A 3,288-nucleotide genomic window follows, 5' to 3' on the forward strand; every position below is an offset into this window, starting at 1 on the left:
TTGTCGAAGGTTCCCGAAAGCAGACAAGCCCGAACCAGCGGGAATGCCGGAGGCGGTGGTCGTCACCCATCCCCACCATCCGCTGCGCGGGCGGTCGTTCCCGTTCTACTCCCGCTTGACGACCGGAGGCGTGCGCCTGGTGCGCTGCGTCCGGGAGGACGAAACCCTGCTGACGCTTCCGCTTGCATGGACGAGCTACCGGCTGGCGGATGATTTCGAGCGCGCCTCGGCAGGGCGGTCCCTGTGGCGCGCCGACGATCTCGCGACCCTCAGGGCGGTGGTGGATTCGTTGCTGGAACGAGGGAGATCTGATGATCAGAAATAAGTATGATGATTTTTCACAAATTAGGGCGCAGTCCGTCCATATCCAGCCTGATTCCAATGTGTATTCCGAATTTCCGACCATCATGAGCGTATTGATTAGTGATAATATATTTCGCAGGAGCTCCTATGCAAGACCCACCCTCCGGCAAGCCGGATCGCCTCCGCCAGGCTGGCCTGCTCAACCCGCACCCCGAACGCGTCCGCGATCCCCGCTTCGCCGACAGCGAGTTCTTCGATCCCCGCGACATCCTCCAGGTGCGTTACGAGATGGTCCGCCTCGTGCGCCTCGACAAGCTCACGCTGGCCAAGGCCGCCGAGCGCTTCGGCGTCTCCCTGCCGACCTGCTTCCGCGCTGCCAAGGCCTTCGCCCGGGACGGTCTGCAGGGCCTGTTCCCGCAACGGCGCGGCCCGCGCGGCCCGCACAAGATCACCCCCGAGATCCTGCAGTTAGTCGACAACTACCGCGCCCTGCACGGTCGCACCTCCAGCGCCACGCTGGTGGCGCTGATCGAACAGCGGTTCGGCGTCGGGCTGCATCCGCGCGGCCTCGAGAAAGCCCTCGCTCGCCGCGAAAAAAACCCGCCCCGGGTCACGCCATGAGCTGGGCTCCGGATGCCAGCGCACGCTACGAGCGCTGGCGCTCCCAGTGGCTGGCCGGGACCGACAGCCAGGCGCTCGCCACGTTCCGCTGGCACGGGCTGGCGGTGACCCTGGCCCTGACCGCCCCGCCCGCCGCGCCGGCCCGGGCGGACCGCGGGCCGGGTCCGGCGGGCCGGGACGCCTGCGAGTCGGCCGCGCTCGCCGAAGCCGCCCGCCAGATCCGCGCCCTGCTGCGCTCCCCGGAGGACACTTGCCATGCTTGAAACCGCCGCCCACAAGGTCAAGCCCCGCCACCTCGCCCGCGAGGCCTGCCTGTACGTGCGGCAGTCGTCGCTGAAGCAGGTCGCCTTTCACACCGAGAGCGCGCACCGCCAGTACGATCTGCGCCGCGCCGCCATCGCGCTGGGCTGGAGCGAGGACCGCATCCGCGTGATCGACGACGACCAGGGCCTGTCGGGGGCCTACTCCGCCAATCGCAGCGGATTCCGCGACCTGACCGCCCGCATTGCCGCCGGCGAGATCGGCATCGTGCTCAGCCTCGAAGTCTCCCGGCTCGCCCGCGACAACTGCGACTGGAGCCAGCTGGTGCAGTTCGCCCGCATCGCTGACACGCTGATCCTCGACGAGTCCGGCGTGCATGATCCCAACGACAGTTCGGACAAGCTGCTCTTGGACATCAAAGGCACCATCAGCGAGTTCGAGCTGGCGGGCATCCGCGCCCGCCTGCTCGGCGGGCAGCGCAGCAAGGCGGCCCGTGGCGAGCTGCGCGTGACTCTGCCGCTGGGGCTCGTCTACGACGAGGACGGCGCGGTCGCGTTCGACCCCGACCGCCAGGTCGTCGAGGCGATCCGCCGGGTGTTCACGGCGTTCCGGGACAAGGGCTCGGCGATGCAGGTCGTGAAGTGGTTCCGCGACGAGAACATCCTCCTGCCGCACCGCGCCCGCACCGGCCCGGCCCGCGGCGTGCTGCGCTGGAGCCTGCCCGACCATGCCAAGATCCGGCGCATCCTCAGGAATCCCGCCTACGCGGGGGCCTTCACCTACGGCAAGACCCGCATCCTCCGCCAGGCCGACGGCGGCGTCCGCTACCAGACGCTGCCGCCGGAGCAGTGGGAGGTCTGCATTCCCGGCCACCATGCCGGCTTCATCGACTGGGAGGAGTACGGCCGCAACCTCGCGACGATGGCCCGCAATGCACGCTCCTTCGCCGCCGTCCCGGCCCGCCTCAGCGCGCCGCGCAACGGCGCGGCCCTGCTGCAGGGCCTGGCGCTGTGCGGGCTGTGCGGCGGGCGCCTGAGCATGCTGTACAGCAAGGCGCGGCCGGATCGCCGCCAACCCGCGAAGACGTACTACACGTGCAAGCAATTGACCCAGCGGTACGGGCAGAAGGCCTGCCAGTCAATTCCCGCCGAGGCCGTCGATGCCGCCGTGGGGAGCTTCGTGGTCGCGGCCATGAACCGCGAGAACATCGCGCTTGCGCTGGCCGTCCAGGAGCAGGTGCGGACCGACTTTGCCGAGGCGGATGCCCAGCGCGCCCTGCGCATCGAGCGGCTGGGCTACGAAGCCGAGCTGGCCCAGCGGCGCTACTACGCGGTGGATCCGGTCAACCGGCTGGTGGCGGCCCCGCTGGAAGCGGCCTGGAACGAACGCTTGCGGGAGCTCGAGGAGGCCGTGCAGGAACGCGACCAGCGACGCGAGGCACGCGATGAGGAGATGTCGGCAGAACAGGTGCGGCGCATCGAGGAACTGGCTCGTGACTTCGCGCAGGTCTGGGAGGCACCCGCGACCGAACACGTCGATCGCAAACGGCTGCTGCGGCTGCTGGTCGAGGACGCCACGCTGGCTCGCGAGGGTTACGAGGCCCGCGTCGAGCTGCGCCTGCGTGGGGGCAAGGCGCTGACACTCGACCCGGTCCAGTTGAACAGGCCGCGGCAGATCAAGTACGCCCTGTGCCCGGCCACTGTGGCAGCCTTGGACGCGACCTTGGACACGCACAGCGACGCCGAGGCCGCCGAGCTGCTCAACCGCGCCGGGCACCGGCAGTGGAACGGCAAGCCCTACACGCTGCGGGCTGTCTTCCGGCTGCGCGCGCGAGTGGGCATGAAGGGGCATCTGGAGCGCCGCCAGGCCCAGCTGCGCGCCCGCGGCTACCTCACCGCTGGCGAACTCGCCAAGCAGCTGGGCCGGAGCTCTTGGAGCGTACAGGCGATGGGCCGGCAAGGCCGGATTCTCTGCGAGCCGATCAAGACCGGCAACCAGTCCACCGCCATGTACAAGCTGCCACCCGGCTATGCTGAGGCGAGGCCATCGGGCGGCGACTCACTACAGTCCGGAAGGGACGCATCATGAAACCATTGACTTGTC

General features: G+C 69.1%; 4 protein-coding genes. All 4 read left to right on the plus strand.

Going from position 1 to position 3,288, the window contains the following annotated elements:
• Positions 1-325 (plus strand): DUF5372 family protein (locus OXN25_04575; protein ID MDE0424126.1); only part of this gene is annotated, 325 nt, incomplete at its 5' end.
• A 125-nt stretch (positions 326-450) separates the two neighbouring features.
• Positions 451-924: a helix-turn-helix domain-containing protein gene (locus OXN25_04580; GenBank protein ID MDE0424127.1), complete on the plus strand. Its 474-nt coding sequence runs from the start codon at positions 451-453 to the stop codon at positions 922-924.
• Entirely contained in the window at positions 921-1,187 is a 267-nt protein-coding gene (locus OXN25_04585) for a hypothetical protein (GenBank protein MDE0424128.1), read from the plus strand. The genes OXN25_04580 and OXN25_04585 overlap by 4 nt, the downstream gene beginning before the upstream one ends.
• The gene (locus tag OXN25_04590; protein MDE0424129.1) at positions 1,180-3,273 is read left to right on the plus strand and encodes a recombinase family protein; all 2,094 of its coding nucleotides are present in this window, start codon (positions 1,180-1,182) and stop codon (positions 3,271-3,273) included. Before OXN25_04585 ends, OXN25_04590 begins: the two co-directional genes overlap by 8 nt.
• The last annotated feature ends 15 nt before the right edge of the window (positions 3,274-3,288 follow it).

Source organism: Candidatus Poribacteria bacterium (assembly GCA_028820845.1).
GTDB lineage: Bacteria > Poribacteria > WGA-4E > WGA-4E > WGA-3G > WGA-3G.